Genomic DNA, 17,526 nt, shown 5'->3' with positions numbered 1-17,526 from the left:
CACGGCGCCCGGGCGACGACACCCACGAAAGGTGCGCCATGCAGGATCTCGGACCAGGCCGGTCGATTCCGCCGCACGCGCCCCACGGGCCCCCTGGCGTGGCCGCCGCGCCAGCCGCCTCGGCCCACGTGTCACTCCCGCCTTGTCCGGACGGCTGGTTCCTCATGGCGACCAGCGACGAGGTGAAGCCGGGCAAGGTCATCAGCCGGCGGTTGGCGGACGAGGACGTGGTGCTGTACCGGACGGCCGGCGGGCGGCTGCGCGCCGTGCGCCCGTACTGCCCGCACCTCGGAGCGCACCTGGGGCACGGCGGGACGGTGCGCGGGGAGAACCTCGTCTGCCCCTTCCACCACTTCCAGTTCGATCCGGAGGGCGCCTGCGTCCGGACCGGGTACGGCACCGCGCCGCCCAGGGCGCGGCTGGGCCGCCTGGAACACCGGGAGATCGACGGGCTGGTCCTCGTCTGGCGGCACGCCCGGGGGCTGCCGCCGAGCTGGGAGGTCGAGGTGCCACCGGCGGCCGACTTCCCGGCGCCGCACCGGCGCGTCCGCACCCTGGCCGCGCACCCCCAGGACTTCATGGAGAACGCCATCGACTTCGGACACTTCGCCGCGTTGCACCGACTCGTTGTCGACATCACCGACCCGCCGCGGTTCGAGGGGGCGCGGATGGAGACGGCCTACCGGCTGGGGCGGGCCGCCGGGCAGCGCAACGGCATGTACTCCTTCGGCCCGTCGGTCCGGACGGTCGTGCAGGGCCTCGGGGTGATGTACGGCGAGGCGGAGAACTACGGCTTCCGGCTGCGCATCTGGTTCTGCGTCACCCCGGTGGGCCCGCGGCACGTGCGGATGTGCCTGACGGCCGCCGTGCGGCACACCCGGCCCGGTCGCACCGGGGCGGCCCGGGTGGTGGCCGCGCTGTTACCCAGAGCCGTGACGTACGCCTCCGGCCTTGAGACCGGCAAGGACGTACCCGTCTGGGAGCACATGGCCCATCTGGAGCGTCCCCGGTTGGTGGAGGGGGACGGGCCGATCACCCGGTTCCGCCGCTGGGCCCGTCAGTTCTACAGCGAGCCGCTGTGAGAGCGCGCCCGAGCGGCGGCCGGTCGGGTCAGGCGTCCGTGCAGGAGGGGCAGGTGCCGCGGTAGGTGACTTCCACGCCGGTGACCGTGAAGCCGAAGCGCTCCACCACCGGCAGGTCGCTGAGCGGATCGCCGGCCGGACGCACGTCGCGGATGGTGCCGCAGCGGCTGCACACCAGGTGGTGGTGGTCGTGGTGGGCGTTGGGGTCGTACCGCTTGGCGCGGCCGTCCGTGCTCACCTCCAGGATCTCGCCGAGCGACACCAGCTCGCCGAGGGTGTTGTAGACGGTCGCCCGGGAGATCTCGGGCAGGCGCTCCGATGCGCGGGCGTGCACCTCGTCGGCGGTGTAGTGCACATGGTCCCCGTCGAGCACTTCGGCCACGACGCGTCGCTGGGCGGTGAGTCGCCAGCCGCGCCCCCGGAGTCGTTCTAGCAGGTCACTCATGCCATTCACCTATCAGTCAGATAGGAACCAGAGTAGCAGTGTGCGTCCATGAACAGACTTTGTACGTCTCTCCACTTCTTCTTGACTTAGACAAAGTCCAATGTAGGATCGGTTACGGCTCAGGCCAAGGGACAGGACGAATACGCAGGAGGCGCACGTGACGGTTCAGGGCGAGACGGCTCAGTCGGCGGGGCCGCTGACCACGGAGGCCGGCGCACCGGTCGCCGACAACCAGAACAGCGAGACCGCGGGCGTCGGCGGCCCGGTGCTGGTGCAGGACCAGTTGCTGCTGGAGAAGCTGGCGCACTTCAACCGGGAGCGCATTCCGGAGCGTGTGGTGCACGCCCGGGGGGCCGGCGCGTACGGGACCTTCACGGTGACCGCGGACGTGACCCGGTACACCCGCGCGAAGTTCCTCTCCGAGGTCGGCAAGCAGACCGAGACCTTCCTGCGCTTCTCCACCGTGGCCGGCAACCTGGGCGCGCCGGACGCGGTCCGGGACCCGCGCGGTTTCGCGCTGAAGTTCTACACCGAGGAGGGCAACTACGACCTCGTCGGCAACAACACCCCGGTGTTCTTCATCAGGGACGCCATCAAGTTCCCCGACTTCATCCACACCCAGAAGCGCGACCCGTACACCGGCTCGCAGGAGCCGGACAACGTCTTCGACTTCTGGGGGCTGTCGCCCGAGTCCACGCACCAGGTGACGTGGCTCTTCGGTGACCGTGGCATCCCGGCCTCGTACCGCCACATGGACGGCTTCGGCTCGCACACCTTCCAGTGGAACAACGAGGCGGGCGAGGTCTTCTGGGTCAAGTACCACTTCAAGACCGACCAGGGCATCAAGAACCTGACGGCCGAGGAGGCCGCGGTGCTCGCCGGGAAGGACCCCGACAGCCACCAGCGGGACCTGCGGGAGGCCATCGAGCGCCGCGAGTTCCCGAGCTGGACCGTGTACGCGCAGATCATGCCCGCGGCCGAGGCGGCGACCTACCGCTTCAACCCGTTCGACCTGACCAAGGTCTGGCCGCACGCGGACTACCCGCTGGTCGAGTTCGGCAAGCTGGAGCTCAACCGCAACCCGGAGAACATCTTCGCCGAGGTCGAGCAGTCGATCTTCTCGCCGGCGCACTTCGTGCCCGGTATCGGCCCGTCCCCGGACAAGATGCTCCAGGGCCGCCTGTTCGGCTACGGCGACGCGCACCGCTACCGGGTGGGCATCAACGCCGACAACCTGCCGGTCAACCGGCCGCACGCCACCGAGGCGCGCACGTACAGCCGTGACGGCCTCGCCTACGACGGGCGGCACGGCGGCTCGAAGAACTACGAGCCCAACAGCTTCGGCGGGCCGGCCCAGACCAGCGTCCCGCTGTGGCAGCCGATCGCGGTCAGCGGCCTCACGGGCGAGGAGGCCACCCCCTCGCACGCCGAGGACAACGACTTCGTGCAGGCCGGCAACCTCTACCGGCTGATGACCGAGGACGAGAAGGAGCGCCTGATCGCCAACCTGGCGGGCGCCCTCTCCGGGGTGTCGCGCGAGGACATCATCGAGCGCGCCATCGCCAACTTCCGCAAGGCGGACGCGGACTACGGCAAGCGGCTGGAGGCCGCGGTCCAGGCCCTCCGCGGCTGAGCCGTCCGCGCGGCGGGCCCACCGCCCCACCCCCGTGGGCGGTGGTCCCCCGCGCGGGCGACTGAACAGTCGCTTGCCGTAACAACCGAAGAGGCCGGACGCCATGGGGCTCCGGCCTCTTCGCGTACCCGGACCTCCTCGCGTATCCGGACCTCTTCGCGTACCCGGCCGCGTCGCTCCTCGCGGGTGGGGGAGTGGCGTCGGCGTCGGGCCACGGCGTGCGCGGGCGCGTGCCGCGCGGGGTCAGCCGGCGAGCGCGCCGGTGGCCTCCTCGGCGCGGGACCAGCAGCGGATGATGTCGCGGACGGAGACGAGTCCGACCGGTTCGCGCTCGTCGAGCACGATCAGATGACGGAAGCCGCCGTGCGTCATGGCCTGGGCGGCCTCGGTCAGGGTCCAGCCGGGGGCGGCGAAGACCACGTCGGTCGTGGTGTGCGCGTGGGCGGTCTCGCGGTCGGGGTCCTGGCCGGCGCCGACCGAGACGAGGATGTCGCGCTCGGTGAGGATGCCGAGCCCGCTGGTGTCGGTGTCGAGCACGACGGCGGCGCCGACGCGGCGGGCCGCCATCAACTGGGCGGCCTGACGGAGGGTGTGGGTGGGGCCGATGGTGAGGACCACCGTGGTCATGGCGTCGCGGACGAGCGTGGACATGGAGCCACCTCCTGAGGGGCCCGCTCGGTCGAGGGCACGGGAGGGTGCGATGAGAAAAGATTCACAAGCGCACAAGCGGGCGGATTCTCATGTTCACATGAGGCGGCGGGCGCGACAAGGGATCGGGCGGGAGCACATGGAGCGCTCGGGCGGGCGCGGGGGAGGCGCCCGCGAGGAGCGGGTGGCGCGCGGGGGTTACTGGAGGTGCTTGAGGAGTTCGTCGTGGAGCAGGCCGTTGGAGGCGGCGGCGTCGCCGCTGTGCGGGCCGGGCTTGCCGTCGAGACCGGTGAACCGGCCGCCCGCCTCCTGCACGATGACCGCGTTGGCGGCCATGTCCCACAGGGACAGCTCCGGCTCGGCGCACAGGTCGATCGCGCCCTCGGCCACCATCATGTACGGCCAGAAGTCGCCGTAGCCGCGGGTGCGCCAGCAGGCGCGGGTCAGGTCGAGGAAGCCGTCGAGCTTGCCGCGCTCCTCCCAGCCGCCGAGCGACGCGTACCCGAACGAGGCGTCGGAGAGGGTGTTCACCTTCGACACCGAGATCCGGGAGGCCGACGAGAGATTGCGACCGGTGTACGCGCCGAGCCCCTCGGCCGCCCACCAGCGGCGCCCGAGCGCGGGGGCCGACACCATGCCGACCACCGGTCGGTCGCCGCCCTCGCCGCGCTCCATCAGCGCGATCAGGGTGGCCCACACCGGCACCCCGCGCACGTAGTTCTTCGTGCCGTCGATGGGGTCGATGACCCAGCGCCGCGGGCCCGAGCCCTCGCTGCCGAACTCCTCGCCGAGCACCGCGTCGCGCGGCCGGGCGCGCTGGAGCGAGGAGCGGATCAGCTCCTCGGCGGCCTTGTCGGCCTCGCTGACGGGCGTCATATCGGGTTTGGTCTCGACCTTGAGGTCCAGAGCCTTGAACCGCTCCATGGTCGCGGAGTCGGCCGCGTCCGCCAGCACCTGTGCGAGCCGCAGATCATCGTGGTAGTCGGGCATGCTCGCACACTACCTTGGCGAAGCGGGACGATTCGGCGCTCGCGGGGGCTATTGACAGCGTCTGTCGGTGCGTCAATTCTGTGCCGCACGGCAGCCGGATGAGCTGTCCGAGCCTGGGAGGCAAGGGTGCCTACAGCGCGTGAAGCCTTACTGAATGCGGCGTTCCGCGCCGTGGGGCGCCGGCCGTGGGGCACGGTGCGCATGGTGGACGTGGCCGCCGCGGCCGGGGTGTCCCGGCAGACCCTCTACAACGAGTTCGGCAACAAGGACGGCCTGGCCAGGGCCCTGGTACGGCGCGAGACCGAGGCGTACCTACGGGGCGTGGAACAGGCGTTGGCGCCCGGCGAGGACGCGCGCGACCCGGCCGACCGGCTGGCCGCAGCCGCGGCGTGGACCGTACGGGTGGCCCGGGGCAACGCGCTGGTGCGCGCGGCGCTGACCGGCTGCTGGAACGACCGGCTGCCGGCCGCCGCCTTCGGGCCCCGCGCGCTGCCCGCCCAACGACACCCGATCGGCGCTGCCACGGTGGAGCAGTCGGGCGAGCCGGCACCGCCGGTCCCACTGGGTCAGCCGGGTCAGCGGGGGCGGTCACGCCCACCGGGGCTGTCGGGACAGGCGGGCCACTGGGGGCTGTCGGGACGCGAGATGACGGGTCGTGGGTGGGACGGCGAGGGCGCGTGGTTGGGAGGTGGCGCGCGGGCCGGCGCGCCGGGGCCCGGCGACGCGCTGCCGAGCCCCGGTGAGCTGATGCGCCAGGTCGGCGACCGCTGTCTGGCGGCCCTCTGCGCCGACCGGCCCGCCCTCGCGACGGCGGAGTTGGCCTGGGCGTGCGAGGCCGCGGCGCGACTGGCCATCTCGTACGTCAGCGTCCCCGGAGCGCCCGACGAGGCGGCGGCGCTGGTCCGGCGGGTGCTGGCGCCGCGCTGGACGGCGGGCCAGCAGGCCGGGCCCGCCCGGCGCTGAACCGCGCTCGTGAGCGACGCCCTACCGCCGGGGGCGAGGGGCGCGTTCCGCGCGGGGCGTGGTGCGCCGGGCTCCCGTGGTGTGTGCGGCGCACGGCGTACCCCCGGGGGGCGCTTCGGTGCGCCGCGTCTCAGTGCGCCGAGCCGGAGAGCTGGAGGCCGATGACGCCCACGATGACCAGCGAGATCGACACGATCTTGAGGGTGGAGACCAGGTCGCCCAGGAAGACCATGCCGTAGATGGCGGTGCCCGCCGCGCCGATCCCGGTCCACACCGCGTACGCCGGGCCCACGTCCAGCTTCTTGAGCGCGAGCGTGAGCAGGCCGAAGCTGCCGAGCGCGAAGACGCAGAAGGCGATGGTCGGCCACAGCCGGGTGAAGCCGTGCGAGAGCTTGAGGCAGACGGCGAAGCCGGTTTCGAGGAGACCGGCGACCACGACGAGCAGCCACGCCATCAGATTGCCTCCCGTGTTCGGCCTGCGTGCGATTATGCATCTACCTCGGAGATCAACGGGCAAACGTCACGCCCGTGTTCTCGGCCGTTCCAGGCACGGGTTTCGGACCTCGCCAGCCCCGCCGACCCGGTCAGCACCCACCGGCGTGCCCCCCCGCGTCCGCCGGCCGTGGCCTCCGCGTCCGCTCAGTCGCCCTCGCGTCGCTCGCGGGTGGCGAGCAGTCGGCGCAGCGAGTAGAGCCGGTCCGGGTCGGCGTGGCCGTCCGCGACCCAGGCGTCCAGCGCGCAGTCCGGCTCGTCGTGGCCGCACGCGCGCGGGCAGTTCTCCGTACCGGCCGCGAGGTCGGGGAAGGCGTGGATGACGCGGGACGGGTCCACGTGGTGCAGCCCGAAGGAGCGCACGCCCGGGGTGTCGATCACCCAGCCGCTGCCGGTCGGCAGCGGCAGCGCGAGCGCGGAGGTGGTGGTGTGCCGTCCCCGCCCGGTCACCGCGTTGACGTGCCCCACCGCCCGCTTGCGCTCCGGGACCAGCGCGTTGACCAGCGTCGTCTTGCCGACCCCGGAGTGCCCGACGAACGCGGTGACCCGCCCCGTGAGGTACTCCCTGACCCGGTCGGCGGCGGCCCCGTCGGCCAGCTCGTCGCGGTTGGTCACCACGTGCGGCACGTCGAGCAACTCGTAGGTGGCCAGCAGCGCCTTGGCCGGCGCCAGGTCCGACTTGGTGAGCACGAGCAGCGGTTCCAGGCCCGCGTCGAAGGCGGCCACCAGGCAGCGGTCGATGAGCCGGGGGCGGGGCTCGGGGTCGGCCAGCGCGGTCACGATGGCGAGCTGGTCGGCGTTGGCGACCACCACGCGCTCGTACGGATCGTCGTCGTCGGCCGTCCTGCGCAGCACGGAGCTGCGCGGCTCGACCCGCACGATGCGGGCCAGAGTGTCCTTGGCACCGGACAGGTCACCGACCACGGCCACCTGGTCGCCGACCACGACGCCCTTGCGGCCGAGTTCGCGGGCCTTCATGGCGTGGATGGTGCGGCCGTCGACCAGGCAGGTGATCCGGCCCCGGTCCACGGTGAGGACGAAGCCCGGCGCGGCGTCCTCGTGCTTGGGCCGGATGCTGGAGCGGGGGCGGCTGCCCCGGCGGCCCGGACGGACGCGTACGTCGTCCTCGTCGGTGTGCTTTCCGTAGCGGCGCATCGTCGCGGCCTCAGCCTCTCGGCATCGGGGCCGCCCCGGGTGTGGCATCGAGCATCCCCGTCCACAGGCCGGGGAAGTCGGGCAGGGTCTTGGCGGTGGTGGCCACGTTCTCCACCTGGACGCCGTCGACGGTCAGGCCCAGCACGGCGGCGGCGGTGGCCAGCCGGTGGTCCTCGTAGGTGTGGAAGATGCCGCCGTGCAGCGGGCGCGGGCGGATGCGCAGCCCGTCCGCGGTCTCGGTGACGTCGCCGCCCAGGTCGTTCAGCTCCTTGGCCAGCGCCGCGAGCCGGTCGGTCTCGTGCAGCCGCAGGTGGGCGATGCCCCGCAGGACCGACTCCGAGTCGGCGAGCGCGGCGACCGCGGCGATCACCGGGCTCAGCTCGCCCACCTCGTGCAGGTCGACGTCGATGCCCCGGACGCGACCGGTGCCGGTGAAGGTCAGCGCGGTGCCGTCGGCGGTGGTGACCAGCTCGCAGGAGCCGCCCATCTCGGTGAAGATCTCGCGCAGCGCGTCACCGGGCTGGGTGGTGTGCTCGGGCCAGTCGGGGATGGTCACCCGGCCGCCGGTGACCAGCGCGGCGGCCAGGAAGGGGGCCGCGTTGGACAGGTCGGGCTCGACCACCAGGTCGCGGCCGAGCAGCGCGCTCGGCGCCACCCGCCACACGTCGGGCTCGCCGCCCGCCTCCGGGGTGTCCACGGCCGCGCCCGCGCTGCGCAGCATGTCCACGGTCATCCGGATGTGTGGCATGGAGGGCAGCGTGGAGCCGACGTGCCGTACCTCGACGCCCTGGTTGAAACGCGCGCCGGAGAGCAGCAGCGCGCTGACGAACTGCGAGGACGAGGAGGCGTCGATGCGGACCGGGCCGCCGTCGATGCTGCCGTTGCCGTGCACGGTCAGCGGGAGCGCGCCGCGCCCGTCGTCGTCGATGCGGGCGCCGAGGGCGCGCAGCGCGTCGATCACGCCGTGCAGTGGGCGCTCGTGGGAGCGGGCGTCGCCGTCGAAGCGGACCGGCCCGTCGGCGAGCGCGGCGACCGGCGGCAGGAAGCGCATCACCGTACCGGCGTTGCCCACGTCCACGGTGGCCGGGCCGTGCAGCCCCGCGGGGATGACCCGCCACGCCTCGCCGGTGGCGGGGGCGCCGGGCTCGCCGGGGGCGGCGGAGTTCGACGCGATGGTCTCCTCGATGCCGACGCCCATGGCGCGCAGCGCCTCGGCCATCAGCAGGGTGTCGCGGGAGCGCAGCGGGCGGCGCAGCCATCCGGGCTCGGCGGCGAGCGCGGCGAGGACCAGGCCGCGGTTGGTGACGGACTTGGAACCGGGCACGGTGACGGTCGCGTCGACCGCTCCGTGCGCGAGCGGAGCGGGCCAAAGCGCGAGGGCGTCATCCGGGGATGTCTCAGTGCCGGTCATGAGCCTTACTTTAGTGGCTCCGCCGAACGACGATTCTCGATCAAAAACGGTGAAACCCCTCCGTAACACGGCACTGATAGGAGGGGCCGACGCCAAGCTCGTTCACAGGTCGAGCAGCCAGCGCCCGCCGCCGATCAGCGAGCACAGCGAGACGGCGTGGAAGAGGAACATCCACAGCGCCGCCGGCACGTTCGTGAGGCGGGCGAGCTGGTCCGGGTCGGAGTCCCCGGCCTGCCCGAACCGGCGCTTGCGCTGCAACTCGAACGGCGGCCTGACCCCGCCGAGCAGCAGGAACCACACCACCCCGTACGCGAACGCCGCCTGCACCTCCGGCTCCGTCAGCCAGGACACGAGCAGGAAGGTCGCGCCGGTGACCACCACCGACAGCGCCCCGTACGCGTTGCGGATCATCACCAGCATGGCCACCAGCAGCGCCGTCGCGCCCCACAGCAGCGCCGTGATGTGGCCGGCGGCGAGCAGCCAGGCGCCGCCGAGGCCGAGCAGCGACGGGGCGGTGTAGCCGGCCGCCGCGGTCAGGATCATGCCGATTCCGGTCGGCTTGCCGCGCGAGACGGTCAACCCCGAGGTGTCGGAGTGCAGCCGTATGCCGTCCAGGCGGCGCCCGCTGAGCAGCGCCACGATCCCGTGCCCGCCCTCGTGGGCGATGGTGATGGCGTTACGGGCCAGCCGCCAGGTCAGGCGCGAGGTGACGACGGCGAGCGCGATCAGGCCGGTGATCGCCACCAGCCACTGCGAGGGGTCGGGTTGGGTGCCGAAGACGCGGTCCCACAGCTCGGTTGCGCTGGTGCTGTCCATGCGGGGGCGACTCCTTGGTCCCGATCGGCGCTGGGTGGCGCTGGGTGGTTCACGTCGGTGCTGTGTGGTGCCGGGCTTGCTGGGCGGTGCTGGTTGGCAGGGGGTGCCGCTGGTCGGGCTGGGGCGGGGAGCGAGCACTGCCCGTACGGCGCTGCGCGATGGGTCGGTGGTGGCTGACCTGGCCGGCGGCCGGGCCGAGGCCCGGCCGCACGGTGGTGCCGCAGTCTGGCACCTCCGGGCAGACGGTAGGAAAAACGCGGGCGCGCCGGCCCTGGTTCCGCCGGCACCCCGGCCGGAATGCGGGGGTTGCTCCGGGATCGGGGCGAGCCCGCCCCGGGCGGTGGCCGGCCCCACCATCCGTCGGCGCACCGAACGGGGGCCGGGTGCGGCAGCATGGATGGGGCAACGGTGCGGTCGGAGGGGTTGTAACGAGATGTGCGGACGGTACGCGGCGAGCCGGAAACCAGAGGACCTGGCCAACCTGTTCGACGTGGGCAAGTGGGAGCCGACCGAGGCGCTGGCCCCGGACTGGAACGTGGCGCCCACCAAGAACGTCTACGCCGTCCTGGAGCGGCCCCTCAAGCAGTCCGCCGACCGCACGCCGGTCCGCCAGCTCCGACCGCTGCGCTGGGGCCTGGTGCCCTCCTGGGCGAAGTCGCCGGAGGGGGCCGCGAAGATGATCAACGCGCGCGCCGAGACCGTGCACGAGAAGCCCTCGTTCCGCCGCGCCTTCGAGGCACGCCGCTGCCTGGTGCCGGCGGACGGCTACTACGAGTGGGTGACCAGCGCCGACGAGCGGCAACTGGAGGAGCGGGGCCGCAAGAAGCGGCCGCGCAAGCAGCCCTACTTCGTCACGCCGGCCGACGGCTCGGTGATGGCGCTGGCGGGCCTCTACGAGTTCTGGCGGGACCGCACGCTGCCCGACGACCACCCGCAGGCGTGGTGGGCGACGTGCACCGTGATCACGACCGAGGCGGAGACGACGCCGCTGGCGGGCCGGGAGGCGGGCGCGGACGGGCCGGCCTCGCTCGCGGAGATCCACCCGCGCATGCCGCTCATGCTGACCCCGGACCGCTGGGCGGCCTGGCTCGATCCCGCCCGCACCGACGAGGAGTCCCTGCGCGCGCTGCTCGCACCGCCGCCGGGCGGGCTGCTGCGCGCCTACCCGGTCACCACGGACGTGAGCAACGTCCGCAACAACGGCCCGGAGCTGCTGAAGGAACTCCCCGCGCCGGAGGAGGAGACGCTGTTCTAGCGTCGCCTGTGGCCTGTGGCCTGTCGCCTGTCGTCTGTCGTCCGTCGCGCTGCGCCCGTCGGGCGTCGCCCTTCGTGCGTCAGCGGTCCCGCTCGTCCGTCGCCTGCCCGCTCTACGTGTCCACGTGTCCACGTGCCGGCCCGGCCCGGCTCGCGCCCGCGCCGGGTCGCGTCGCCACCGCCCGTGGGGTCCGTCGCCCGCGGAGCGCCCCGCCGGGGCCGGATCGGGTGCCCGTCGGCGGGTGGCGTAGGGCCGCGGTGGGGCGCGGGGCAGGATGGGCGGATGCGGACGACAGCGAACGGGACGGGCGGGGCCGGCCCCGCCCCCCAGACCGAGACCGTGCCGACCGAGACCGTGCAGACCGAGACCGTGCCGACCCCCGCTGGTGACGCGCGGATCACCTGGCACCGGGCGCCGGACGCCCGCGCCGTGCTGGCCCTCGGGCACGGGGCGGGCGGCGGCATCGAGGCGCGCGACCTCGCGGCGCTGGCCGCGACCCTGCCGCCACGCGGCGTGAGCGTCGCTCTGGTGGAGCAGCCCTGGCGGGTGGCGGGGAAGAAGGTCGCCCCCGCACCGAAGACGCTGGACGTCGGCTGGCGGGCGGTGTGGCCGGCGCTGACCGGGCCCGGGCTGCCGGTGGTCGCCGGCGGGCGCAGCGCCGGGGCCCGGGTGGCCTGCCGTACGGGGCGGGAGCTGGGCGCCCGGGCCGTGCTCGCCCTGTCGTTCCCGCTGCACCCGCCCGGCAAGCCGGCGTCGTCCCGGGCCGCCGAACTGTTGGACGCGGGGCTGCCCACGCTCGTGGTGCAGGGGGGACGCGACCCGTTCGGCCGACCCGAGGAGTTCCCCGAGGGCACGGAGATCGTGGAGGTTCCGGAGGCCGATCACGGCTTCGCCGTTCCGAAGAAGGCGGCCCGTACGCAGGAGGAGACGCTGACGCTGCTCACGGATGCCGTAGCGAAGTGGCTGGATCGGATCGCTCACTGAGTCGGGGAATGCGAACCGCCGTGCGGATGTTGTGCCCGACGTAAGGATCGAAACGTAGCGGCATCAGCACGAGGAATGGGAGTTTCCCGCATGGGTTCGCTTGCTTGCCCGTCCCGTCCGCAGACCGCCGACCTGGCGTGGTCGCAGCTTCGGGTCGACCAGTCGACGCTGGCTGGAGCGGCGGGCGGACCGGATCGTCGTCTATTCTCCGATTCAAGCGGGTCCGCATCCGGTCTCGCCACGGTGTTGGAGGAGGTGGGTCCGGTCACTGGGACGGACGCGGGGACCGACGGCACGACGCGGGGCTCGACCGGCGCGGGGCAGCAGAAGGCCGCCGCCCAGGTCAGCCACGTTGAGAACGAGACCGCCCAGGCCGAAGCGGCCGGGAGCGGGAGCGAGACCGCGGCCGAGCGGAACGCCCGTTTCGAGCGGGATGCCCTCACCTTCCTTGACCAGATGTATTCGGCCGCGCTGCGGATGACGCGTAACCCGGCCGACGCCGAGGACCTGGTGCAGGAGACCTACGCCAAGGCGTACGCGTCCTTCCACCAGTTCCGCGAGGGCACCAACCTCAAGGCGTGGCTGTACCGCATCCTCACCAACACGTTCATCAACTCCTACCGCAAGAAGCAGCGAGAACCGCAGCGCAGTGCCGCCGAGGAGATCGAGGACTGGCAGCTCGCGCGCGCCGAGTCGCACATGTCGACCGGCCTGCGCTCCGCCGAGTCCCAGGCCCTCGACCACCTGCCGGACTCCGACGTGAAGTCGGCTCTGCAGGCGATCCCCGAGGAGTTCCGCATCGCGGTGTATCTCGCCGACGTTGAGGGCTTTGCCTACAAGGAGATCGCGGACATCATGGGTACACCCATCGGTACGGTGATGTCCCGACTGCACCGTGGGCGCCGCCAACTGCGCGGTCTGCTAGAGGACTACGCCCGTGGTCGCGGGCTGGTGCCGGCGGGCGCGGGGGCTGTGTCGAGTGGGGTCTCCCCGGCATCGTCAGGGGAAGAGTCGCACGATCGGAAAGGCTCGGGCTCATGAGCTGCGGTGACCCGCGAGAGACGGACTGCTCCGAGGTCCTCGACCACCTGTATGAGTTCCTCGACCACGAGATGCCCGACGGTGACTGCGCCAAGTTCGAGGTGCACATCGACGCGTGCTCGCCGTGTCTGGAGAAGTACGGCCTGGAGCAGGCGGTGAAGAAGCTCGTCAAGCGCTGCTGCGGCCAGGACGACGTACCGGCCGACCTCCGCTCCAAGGTGATGGGCCGGATCGAGTTGATAAGGGCCGGCGAGACCGTGCCCGACCAGGCGTTGCTGGAGACCGACCCGAGCCGGCCGCTGCACCGCGTCAGTGGCCCCGAGGCCGCCGGCCGGGAGCCGGGCCCCGCGGACTCCGCTTCGGCCGTCGGCTCCGCCCCGGCCGCCGACTCCACGCCGGTCACGGGCGCGGCCTCGGCCGCCGCGTCGACCCAGGCCGCCGCGGCGCAGCCGCTGCAGGCCGCGCCGAGCAGCGGTTCGGTCGATCGCGGTGGCCCGGAGAGCGCCACCCGCGACTGACGCACCCGGGCGCCGCCCGGTCCAGGGCTGCACCGCCCGGCGTTTCGATCCCTTTCACACGTCCGCCCCGTACGCCATCGGCATGCCCATGCCCTCGGAGTACGGGGCGGACGTACGCGTGCCGACGGCCGACCGCCAGCTTCGCCCCGGGGCCGGGCCCGGGACGCCGCCGCCCCCAACTGCCGCGGCGCGTAAGGGCGTTGGCGGAGCGGGGCGCGTCGGAGTGGCGGGGTCGATGACACGCCGGTACGAGCCGGTGGAGACGCGTCGGCGCTCGGTGGGGCCCGCGGCGGGATGGCATCCGAGTGACTGTCGAACGCCTGGGCGGGCGTCGGGCCGTGGGCCACCACCGCGCCATCTGACTGTCACCCGAAGGTGTGTATCTGTTCCCGCCGAGCACCTGATTCCACCTGAGTGGACGTTTTTCCCACGCGGCCGTCCTATTCTCCCCAACCTGACGTCGAAGCCCGTGCGACTGGGGGGAGGAGGGGACCGTGCGGACGCTCCCGCAAAGCGCGCGCCTCTACATCGTCGGTGCCGTGTGCGCGGCGGCCTTCTGTGCCGCTCCGGCCCTGGTCACGGCCCCGTCCGCGGCGCTGGGCGCCGACGTCGCGGAGCCGTTCACGGGCCCCGGCGGCGTCGGGGCCGACGCCTGGTTCCCGACGGCGCTGCTGGCGCTCGGGTACGCGGGCTGTCGGGCCGCGCTCCGCCGCTCCCCGCACGGCACCACCGCCCCGGCGAGCCGCCCGCCCTTCGACTGGTGCAGCCCCGCGCTCCTGGCCGGGGCCTTTTTGTTGCCGCCCGCCGCCGCGGCGCTCGTCCCCGTCCCCGGCGCCCTCATCGGCCGGGCCGCACCCGCCGAACTGGGCGGCGGGCCGGCCACCGCCAGCCGTGGCTGGCGCGCCGCCCGGCTCGCGCTCGCCACGTACGGGAGCGCCGCGGCCTTCGCCGCGCTCGGCGGCCCGGCCGCCCTCGCCGCCGCCGACCTGCCCCGCGCCCTCCTGCCCGCCACCGGGGCGGCGCTCGCGTACGGGCTGCTCCAGGCGGGCCTGGACCGGGGGGCGCGGGCCGCCGTCGGTGGCCGCGGCGCGGGGTGGGGGCGCCCGCGCGACCTGTGCGGCTCCTGCGCCCCGTACGCCGTGCACGGGCTGGTGGGGCTGGTGATGGCGCTGTTGTGGCACAGCCCCTACGGGCCGCCGGCCGCGCTCCTCGTGCTGGTGCCGATCTCCGTCGCCGGCTGGGCCTTCGGCCCCCGGGCGCCCGAGCGCGCCACGCATCACGCGGCCGTGCGCGCCCTGGTGCAGGCCGTCGACCTCAAGGACCGCTACACGCGCGGGCACGGCGAACGCGTGGGCGCCGCCTCGGTGTTGATCGCCCGCGAGCTGGGCATGGCGGCGGAGCGCCTTGAGGTGCTGCGGGTGGCCGGGGTCCTGCACGACGTCGGCAAGCTCGGCGTGCCGACCCGACTGCTGCGCAAGAACGGCCCGTTGACCCCGCAGGAACGGTGCGTCATCGAGCTGCACCCGGAGCACGGGGACGCGATGGTGCGCGACATCGCGTGCCTGGCGGAGGCCCGGTCGGCGATCCTGCACCACCACGAACGGCTGGACGGCAGCGGATATCCGCACGGCCTCGCCGGGCGCGACATCCCCGAGGTGGCCCGGGTGGTGGCGGTGGCCGACGCCTTCGACGCCATGACCTCGACGCGCAGCTACCGCCGCGCGCGCCCGGTGTCCGTGGCCGTGGAGGAGCTCCGGCGCTGCGCCGGCTCGCAGTTCGACCCCCGCATGGTGCGCGCCCTCGCCCGCGCGCTGGACCGACACGGCTGGCAGCCCGAGGCCGTCACCCCGGAAGTGGCCGGGGCGAGCGGGGCGGACGGCTCGCGCGCCGCCGACGGAACGGGCGAGTGTGACGGGGCGACGGGAGCCGCGTGCGGCGTGCCGGACGCCGCCCCGGCGTCCGGCACGGCCCCCGTGCGCGGTGCCGCGTCCGAGGTCGCGCCCGACGCCGCGAGCGCCGGCGCTCGCGAGAGAGCGGGCGACGGCGGCACCGCGCGGGCGGCGGCGGACGACCGGGACGACGCCGGCGCGCCGCACGACGCCGGCGCGCCGCACGACGCCGGCGCGCCGCACGACGCCGGCGCGCCGCACGACGCCGGCGCGCCGCATGAGGACGAAGCGTCGCACGAGGCCGACGCGTCGCACGACCGCGTGGGCGCGGCCTACCCGGGTGCCGCGTACGGCGGTGCGTACGCCAGCGCCTACGGCGCCGCGTACGACGCCGATTGCGACGCGGAGGACGCCACCGAGCGTGTCTGGCCCGGGGGTGAACTGGGCGCCAGGTCGGGCGAGTTATGGCCAACGGACGAGGAGCGGGAGGCATTCTCCGGGGTGGCCGGTGAGCGGGGCGGCCCGGCGGTGGGCGGGGGCGCGGCCCCCGGTCCGGCGGGCGCGCGCGGCGTTCCCGAACTGTCCGGCGATCTCTCGTTCCCGCGCGCCGGCGCCCTGCGGTCGGTGGCCGCCCCCGCGCACGCGGCGCGCCGAGCCCCGCACACCGATGGCCAGGGCTGACGCGTCCGCGCCGGACCAGCCGGCGCGCCGCACCGCGCCGGGCGCGGCCGACGGGCGCGGGGAGCGAGGGTCGCGACACGAGCGGCGCCCGGCGCACACGGCCGAGCGCCAACGCGCCGGTGGCGCCCCCGCGCCCGCCCCCGTCCATGTCTCCGTCCCCGTCCCCGTCCCCGCCCCCCTCCTCGTCTTCGCCGCCTACGGCGCCGCCCTCGCGCTCTCCGTCGCCGCGCTCGGCCTGACGGCCCGGCGCGGTGTGGAGGCACCGGGTACGGCGCTCGCCTTCGGCGCGCTGATCGCCGTCGGGGAGGCGGTCCGCTGCCGGGTCGCGCCGGCCCGGTGTCGGGAGCCGGCCCCGTTGGCGACGACCGGCGCGCTCGGCTATGTGGCACTCGGGGAGGTGGCGGGAGCGGGCGGCGAAGTGGCACAGGTGACTGGGCCGTTCGGCTGGGCGCAGGCCGTCGCGGTCGTCGTCGCCGCCAGCCTGGCCGGCCTCGTGCCACCCGTCGCGCTCGGCCAGCCGGCCCACCCGGAGCGCGTCGCGCGCCGGGTGCTCGCGGTCGCCTGCGCCGCACTGGGCTGTCAACTCCTGCACAGCGGCACGCCGTTGGGGCTGCCTGTGGGCGTCGAGTCGCTCGTCGTGCCCTGCCTGCTCGCGCTCCTCGGGCTCGCCCTGCTGAGCGAGGCGGCGCTGGCCGCGCTGTTCGCGTGGGCGCGCGGCGGCGGTCCGTACGCGGCCCTGCTGGGCACGGAGTTGCGGGCCCGGCGCGTGGTGGGGGCGGCGGTGGGCGCCGCGTCGGGGGTGCTGGCGCTCGCGGTGGGCACGGCGGGGGAGTGGGCGCTGCCGCTCTGCGGTGTGCCGTTGCTGCTCGCGCAGTTGGCGGTGCGCCGGCGCGCGGCGGGGCGCGAGGCCGACCGGCAGACCGTCGCCTCGCTGGCCCGCGCCACGGAGATCGCCGGCTACACGCCGCCCGGCCACGCGCGGCGGGTGGCCCGGCTCGGCCGGTCGGTCGGCCGGGAGTTGGGACTCTCCGGCCGCGCGCTCGCCGTCATCGAGGACGCGGCCCTCCTGCACGACGTGGGCCAACTCTCCCTGGTCGACCCGTACCCGGCCGGCGCCACCGAGCCGCTGCCCGCCTCGGAGGCGCGGCGCATAGCCCGACTCGGGGGCGCCGTCGCGCGCCAGACGGGCATGCCCGCCGAGGTCGCCGACGCGGTCGAACGGCAGGCCGCCCCGTACCGCGAACAGCCGCTGCCGGCGCGCGTCATCCGGGTGGTCAACGCGTACGCGGATCTCACGGGTGATCCTGGCGCGCCCTCGCGCCGGGAGCCGACCGGGGTGTGCGGCACCGGGGAGCGCGCCGGCGGGCGTGCGGGGCGCGACGGGGACGAGGGGCGCGCGGCGGCGGGTGGGTCGTCGTGGGCGCTGGGGCGGCTGTGGGAGGGGTCGGAGCGGGAGTACGACCCGGAGGTGGTGGCCGCGCTGGCCCGGGTGGTGCGCCGCGACGCCGACGCCTGATACCGCC

The 17,526-nt window shown here is 74.3% G+C and carries 15 protein-coding genes and 1 pseudogene; 9 read left to right on the top strand and 7 right to left on the bottom strand.

Going from position 1 to position 17,526, the window contains the following annotated elements:
* Positions 1–164 precede the first annotated feature (164 nt).
* A complete protein-coding gene (locus H7H31_RS10350) occupies positions 165–1,082 on the top strand; it encodes an aromatic ring-hydroxylating oxygenase subunit alpha (protein WP_187062655.1) in 918 nt (305 codons plus the stop codon).
* Between the two features lie 28 nt (positions 1,083–1,110).
* Here H7H31_RS10350 and H7H31_RS10345 read toward each other — a convergent pair whose 3' ends face one another.
* A complete protein-coding gene (locus H7H31_RS10345; RefSeq protein WP_176163981.1) occupies positions 1,111–1,527 on the bottom strand; it encodes a Fur family transcriptional regulator in 417 nt (138 codons plus the stop codon).
* A 157-nt stretch (positions 1,528–1,684) separates the two neighbouring features.
* On the opposite strand from H7H31_RS10345, the gene H7H31_RS10340 reads away from it, so the two are divergent.
* Positions 1,685–3,160 (top strand): catalase, encoded by a 1,476-nt coding sequence (locus tag H7H31_RS10340; RefSeq protein WP_187062654.1) that lies wholly within the window; start codon positions 1,685–1,687, stop codon positions 3,158–3,160.
* Positions 3,161–3,403: 243 nt separating this feature from the next.
* Here H7H31_RS10340 and H7H31_RS10335 read toward each other — a convergent pair whose 3' ends face one another.
* Together H7H31_RS10335 and hisN are read right to left on the bottom strand one after the other, a co-directional pair.
* Positions 3,404–3,811, bottom strand: coding sequence for a CBS domain-containing protein (locus H7H31_RS10335; protein WP_187062653.1), 408 nt, complete (start codon positions 3,809–3,811; stop codon positions 3,404–3,406).
* Positions 3,812–4,006: 195 nt separating this feature from the next.
* Positions 4,007–4,798 carry a histidinol-phosphatase gene (gene hisN / locus H7H31_RS10330; protein WP_187062652.1) on the bottom strand — a complete coding sequence of 264 codons (792 nt, stop codon included), beginning with the start codon at positions 4,796–4,798 and terminating at the stop codon, positions 4,007–4,009.
* A 126-nt stretch (positions 4,799–4,924) separates the two neighbouring features.
* Between hisN and H7H31_RS34955 the strand changes: the two genes are divergently transcribed.
* On the top strand, positions 4,925–5,761 hold the full coding sequence (locus H7H31_RS34955) for a TetR/AcrR family transcriptional regulator (protein WP_187062651.1): 837 nt from the start codon (positions 4,925–4,927) through the stop codon (positions 5,759–5,761).
* Between the two features lie 130 nt (positions 5,762–5,891).
* Here the strand turns inward: H7H31_RS34955 and H7H31_RS10320 are convergent, their stop codons facing one another.
* The 4 genes from H7H31_RS10320 to H7H31_RS10305 form a co-directional block, all read right to left on the bottom strand.
* The gene (locus tag H7H31_RS10320) at positions 5,892–6,215 is read right to left on the bottom strand and encodes a DMT family transporter (protein WP_176163986.1); all 324 of its coding nucleotides are present in this window, start codon (positions 6,213–6,215) and stop codon (positions 5,892–5,894) included.
* 185 nt (positions 6,216–6,400) lie between these two features.
* Positions 6,401–7,408, bottom strand: coding sequence for a ribosome small subunit-dependent GTPase A (rsgA, locus tag H7H31_RS10315; protein ID WP_187062650.1), 1,008 nt, complete (start codon positions 7,406–7,408; stop codon positions 6,401–6,403).
* A 10-nt stretch (positions 7,409–7,418) separates the two neighbouring features.
* Positions 7,419–8,819 (bottom strand): 3-phosphoshikimate 1-carboxyvinyltransferase, encoded by a 1,401-nt coding sequence (aroA, locus tag H7H31_RS10310; protein ID WP_187062649.1) that lies wholly within the window; start codon positions 8,817–8,819, stop codon positions 7,419–7,421.
* Positions 8,820–8,921: 102 nt separating this feature from the next.
* Positions 8,922–9,635: a M50 family metallopeptidase gene (locus tag H7H31_RS10305; RefSeq protein ID WP_187062648.1), complete on the bottom strand. Its 714-nt coding sequence runs from the start codon at positions 9,633–9,635 to the stop codon at positions 8,922–8,924.
* A 433-nt stretch (positions 9,636–10,068) separates the two neighbouring features.
* Here H7H31_RS10305 and H7H31_RS10300 point away from each other — a divergent pair, with 433 nt between their 5' ends.
* The 6 genes and pseudogenes from H7H31_RS10300 to H7H31_RS10275 all read left to right on the top strand — a co-directional run bounded on the left by H7H31_RS10300 (position 10,069) and on the right by H7H31_RS10275 (position 17,519).
* Positions 10,069–10,890 carry an SOS response-associated peptidase gene (locus H7H31_RS10300; protein WP_187062647.1) on the top strand — a complete coding sequence of 274 codons (822 nt, stop codon included), beginning with the start codon at positions 10,069–10,071 and terminating at the stop codon, positions 10,888–10,890.
* Positions 10,891–11,244: 354 nt separating this feature from the next.
* Positions 11,245–11,874 (top strand): alpha/beta hydrolase family protein, encoded by a 630-nt coding sequence (locus H7H31_RS10295; RefSeq protein ID WP_187062656.1) that lies wholly within the window; start codon positions 11,245–11,247, stop codon positions 11,872–11,874.
* Positions 11,875–12,129: 255 nt separating this feature from the next.
* Positions 12,130–12,915 carry a sigma-70 family RNA polymerase sigma factor gene (locus H7H31_RS10290; RefSeq protein ID WP_232109775.1) on the top strand — a complete coding sequence of 262 codons (786 nt, stop codon included), beginning with the start codon at positions 12,130–12,132 and terminating at the stop codon, positions 12,913–12,915.
* Positions 12,912–13,211 (top strand): annotated as a pseudogene (gene rsrA, locus H7H31_RS10285) (mycothiol system anti-sigma-R factor); the annotation flags it as partial. The gene H7H31_RS10290 and the pseudogene rsrA, both read left to right, overlap by 4 nt.
* Positions 13,212–13,927: 716 nt before the next feature.
* The gene (locus tag H7H31_RS34950) at positions 13,928–16,003 is read left to right on the top strand and encodes an HD-GYP domain-containing protein (protein ID WP_187117887.1); all 2,076 of its coding nucleotides are present in this window, start codon (positions 13,928–13,930) and stop codon (positions 16,001–16,003) included.
* On the top strand, positions 15,990–17,519 hold the full coding sequence (locus H7H31_RS10275; protein ID WP_232109774.1) for an HD-GYP domain-containing protein: 1,530 nt from the start codon (positions 15,990–15,992) through the stop codon (positions 17,517–17,519). Before H7H31_RS34950 ends, H7H31_RS10275 begins: the two co-directional genes overlap by 14 nt.
* Positions 17,520–17,526: the final 7 nt, after the last annotated feature.

It is taken from the genome of Streptomyces buecherae, from assembly GCF_014295035.1.
Taxonomy (GTDB): Bacteria; Actinomycetota; Actinomycetes; order Streptomycetales; family Streptomycetaceae; genus Streptomyces; species Streptomyces youssoufiensis.
Note: the sequence above shows the minus strand (reverse complement) of the source record. Positions and strands in the feature narration are given on the sequence as shown.